Source organism: Streptomyces pseudogriseolus, assembly GCA_002154585.1.
Classification (GTDB): domain Bacteria; phylum Actinomycetota; class Actinomycetes; order Streptomycetales; family Streptomycetaceae; genus Streptomyces; species Streptomyces pseudogriseolus.
In genome coordinates this window covers 1-3,908 of the sequence record MUNG01000567.1, presented here as the reverse complement: position 1 = coordinate 3,908, position 3,908 = coordinate 1, and the positions used below count along the sequence as shown (strand labels likewise).

At 71.4% G+C, this 3,908-nt stretch carries 4 protein-coding genes; 2 read left to right on the top strand and 2 right to left on the bottom strand.

Annotated features, from left to right (window positions below; translation table 11 throughout):
• On the bottom strand, window positions 1-389 hold a 389-nt coding region (locus tag CCN29_RS32770; protein WP_442538629.1), incomplete at its 3' end, for a hypothetical protein.
• A gap of 151 nt (window positions 390-540) precedes the next feature.
• The gene (locus tag CCN29_RS32765; RefSeq protein ID WP_031023404.1) at window positions 541-2,520 is read right to left on the bottom strand and encodes an AMP-binding protein; all 1,980 of its coding nucleotides are present in this window, start codon (window positions 2,518-2,520) and stop codon (window positions 541-543) included.
• 333 nt (window positions 2,521-2,853) lie between these two features.
• Between CCN29_RS32765 and CCN29_RS32760 the strand changes: the two genes are divergently transcribed.
• Both CCN29_RS32760 and CCN29_RS32755 read left to right on the top strand, forming a co-directional pair.
• Complete coding sequence (locus CCN29_RS32760) at window positions 2,854-3,627, top strand: thioesterase II family protein (protein WP_031023406.1); 774 nt, start codon at window positions 2,854-2,856, stop codon at window positions 3,625-3,627.
• On the top strand, window positions 3,624-3,908 hold a 285-nt coding region (locus tag CCN29_RS32755; protein ID WP_143661449.1), incomplete at its 3' end, for a condensation domain-containing protein. The genes CCN29_RS32760 and CCN29_RS32755, both read left to right, overlap by 4 nt.

The following is a 3,908-nucleotide window of genomic DNA, read 5'->3' as shown; positions in this document are numbered from 1 at the left end:
CGGTGCGCCGTCACCCCGGCGGCCGAAGCGGTACCCGACCTCACCGTCACCGACCTCGCCGACCTCGACGCCGACGCCGGCCGCGCCGGGGTGACGGCGCACCGGGTCCGGTCGCCGGCGGGGAAGGTGGTGCGCAGGACGGCGTGCCGGTGGGTGAGGGTGCGCAGGGCGGCGGCGAGGCGGTCGGTGTCGAGGGGGCCGTCGGTCTCGGCGTCGTAGCGGAGGATGTTGGCGGCGGTGCCCGGGTGGATCTCCTCGAACAGTCGCAGGCCGAGTTGGATCGGGTTGGCCTGGGGGGCGGCGGGTGCGGTGGTGTCCGGTGTGCGGGCGCGCCAGCGGGCGAGGAGGTCGCGGCCGAGGTCGGCGGATACCTGAAGGTTGTCGGACACAGGTGTCGTCCTCCGTGTGGTCACCGGACGTGGTTCTCCGCTGGGTTGCCGGGGGTGGGTCGGCGGCTTGGCTGCCGGGGGTCGGTGTCGGCGGCTGTGTCGCCGGGTCGGGTGCCGTCGGCTCCGCTGCCGGGCGTGGGTGTCGTCGGCGTCAGTCGTGGGACATCAAGGTCCTGACGCGTGCCAGTGCGTCGGCATAGGGCAGTTGGTCGTCGGCCCAGCGGCGGGCGAGGCGGGCGGTGAGTTCGCGGGGTGTCTGGGCGCGGAGCACGTCCTCGACGCGTACCTCGAGGGTGAGGGCGTCCTCGGCGACGGCGGCGATCTCGGCGGCCCGCAGGGAGTCACCGCCCATGGCGGCGAGGGTCTCGTCGGGGCCGCAGGAGGGGACCTGGCAGACGGCGGCGAAGAGGGAGGACAGGAAGAGGGTGAGGAGTTCCGTGTCCTCGGCCGTGGCGGTGGCCGGTGTGGCGGTGACGGCGGTTCCGCCGAGGGTGCCGTCGAGGTGGCGGGTGCGGGCCAGGGAGTGCTGGACCTTCCCGCTGGTGGTGCGGGGGATGGTGCGGGGCGGGCAGAGGACCACGGTGTGGACACGGACGCCGGTGGCGGTGAGGACGCGGGTGCGGATGTCGGCGGCGAGGGCCGTCGTGTCGTGGTTCCGGTCGGCGACCTCGACGGCGATGACGATTTCGTCGTCGGGTCCGGCGAAGGCGGCGGCGGTGGGCCGTACGGCGGGGTTGTCCTCGGTCGCGGCGGTGCACAGGTCGTGGGCGTGGTGGTTGACGCCGTTCTGGATGAGGACGTCCTTGCGGCGGCCGGTGACGGTGAGGTGTCCGTCGCGCAGCCGGCCGAGGTCGCCGGTGCGCAGGTGGCGGGTGCCGTCGAGGACGCCGAAGAGTTCGCCGGCCGGGGTGCCCGTGCTGTTCCAGTAGCCGTTGCTGATGCTGGGGCCGCTGATCCAGATCTCGCCCTCGGCGCCTTCGGGGACGGGGATGCCGGTGTCGGGGTCGACGAGGTTGAGGGTGTGTCCGTCGATGACGGGGCCGCAGTCGACGCGGCCGTCGTCGTCGACGCCCTCGTCGGGTCCGGTCCAGTGGTGTCCGGTGACGATGAGGGTGGCCTCGGCCAGGCCGTAGCAGGGCAGGAACGCCTCGGGGCGGAAGCCGTGGGGGGCGAAGCGGTCGGCGAACCGCTGGAGGGTCGCGGGGCGGATCGGTTCGGCGCCGTTGAAGGCGAGGCGCCAGCTGCTCAGGTCGAGTCCGGTGAGGTCGGCCGTGGCGGCGCGCCGGTCGCACAGGTCGTAGGCGAAATTCGGTCCGCCGGTGTGGGTGATGCCGAGTTCGCTGATCTGACGCAGCCAGGCGAGCGGATTCTTGAGGAAATGCACGGGGGACATCAATCGGACCGGAAATGCCCCGTGGACGGGCGTGAGAATGAATCCGATGAGGCCCATGTCGTGATAGGGCGGAAGCCAGGAGACGACGCGGGCGGTTTCGTCCAGTTTGAATACGTCGGTGATCGCTCTGATGTTGGCGAGGAGATTCCGGTGTTCCAGGACGACGCCTTTCGGCTGTCCCGTACTGCCCGAGGTGTACTGGATGAGGGCGGGGTCCTCGGGTGCGGCGGCGGTGCGCAGCAGGCCGGCCAGGACGTCCACGTCGGGGTTCGCGTCCGCGGTCGCGTCACCGTCGGTACCGGCGTCGCCGAGGGTGAGGACGCGCGGCATGGCCTCGGGGCTCATGGCGCCGGCGAACAGTCCGAGGACATTCGGGTCGGCCAGCAGGGTGCCGGCGCGGGAGTCCTCGAGCATCCGGGTGAAGCGGGCGGCGATGCGGTCGGTGGAGCCGAAGATCGGCGGGTAGGCGGGGACGGCGGGGACGCCGGCGAGGAAGCAGGCCCAGACGGCAACGACGAAGTCCAGGCCGGGCGGGTAGAGCAGCAGGGCGGGGCCCTTGTTGCCGGAGTCGGCGCGCAGTCGCGCCGCCGCCTTGACCGCTCGGGCCAGGAGTTGCCGGTAGGTGAGGCTGTCCACTCGCCCGTCGTCGTGCAGGTACTCGTAGGCCGTCTGTTCGCCGCGGGTGGCGGCGTGCGTGACGAGGGTGTGCACCAGTGTGGGGCGGGCGGGGCTCGGCATCGGCTGACTCCATTCCCTCGGCCGCGGGCGGCCCGGTGTCGGATCGGCGGATCGCGCATCGGAGGGTGCGGGGCTCGGTGACAGGTCGGTATGACGGCGGCACACTCCGGCGCCGAAGCAATTAAAAGTGCGCTGTCTCTCACTCGGCTCTCACTTCCTTATCGCTCACCTCTCAGTCGGCCATGTGGTCGTTGAGTGTCCTCCGAGAAGGCTGATACGAATATGGTCGGCGGTTATTGATTTCCGTTCCGTGACCCGGCGGGTGTTGCCGGTTCCGGTGGCGGTCCACCGCATTCTCGCGTTCTGCGTTCGCCATCTCTCATGGAGGTAGAGGTGCGCCCGACCCGACCGAGTTCCCGCTGGTTCCGATCCTTCGGCGACGTCACCGATCCGGCCGGCGAAGTGGTGTGCTTTCCGCATGCCGGGGGCAGCGCGGCGATGTTCCAGAACTGGCAGCGGTACACGTCGGCGCTGAAGATCACGGCGGTGCAGTTGCCGGGCCGTGAGGTGCGCCTCGGGGAGCGGCCGTTCCTGGAGATGACCGCGCTGGTGGACGCGCTGGCGCCGGCGCTCGCACCACTGACCGGGCGGCCGTACGCGTTCTTCGGGCACAGCATGGGCGCGCTGGTCGCCTTCGAGGTGCTGCGGCGGTTCCGGGAGCTGGAACTGCCCCTGCCGTCGGCGCTGTTCGTGTCCGGCCGGGACGCCCCGCAGTACGCGGACCAGGAGCGGGTCCACCATCTGCCGGACGCGGAGCTGCTGGCGCGGCTGCGGGCCTGGGAGGGGATGGAGCCGCAGGACCTCCCCACGTACGAGGAGCTCGTCAGGCTGATGCTGCCCACCATCCGGGCCGATCTGACGCTGGCGGAGACCTACGTGTACGTGCCGGGGCCGCCGCTTCCGGTGCCGGTACGGGTGTTGCGCGGCAGACGGGACCCGCTGGTGCGGGACGGGGACGCGGGCTGGGCCCGGCAGACCTCGGCGGACTGTTCGGTGCACGAGTTCGACGGAGGTCACTACTTCGTCCAGGACCAGGAGAGGAGCGTCGTCGCCCATGTGGGGGCGGCGCTCGGCGTATCGGCCGCGAGGGAGGCGGGAACCCAGTGAGCAGTTCCTCGTACGCCGGCGGTGTCGGCAGTGGCGAGTCCCGTGACTACAGCGACTACTTCGTGCTGCCGGCCGCGCCGGCGCAGCGCAGTCTGTGGTTCGTCTGCCAGCTGAACCCGTCGAGCAACGCCGCGTACAACGTGGTGAGCGCGGTGCGGCTGACAGGTGAGCTGGACGTCGTGCTGCTCCAGCAGGCCGTGAACGCGGTGGTGGCGCGGCACGAGAGCCTGCGTACCGGGGTCGGCCTGGTCGACGGCGATCCGCACCAGCTGGTGCTGCCG

Excerpts from the sequence above, each read along its gene's own strand:
- CCN29_RS32765 (WP_031023404.1), bottom strand. The coding sequence starts at position 2,520 with ATGCCGAGCCCCGCCCGCCCCACACTGGTGCACACCCTCGTCACGCAC.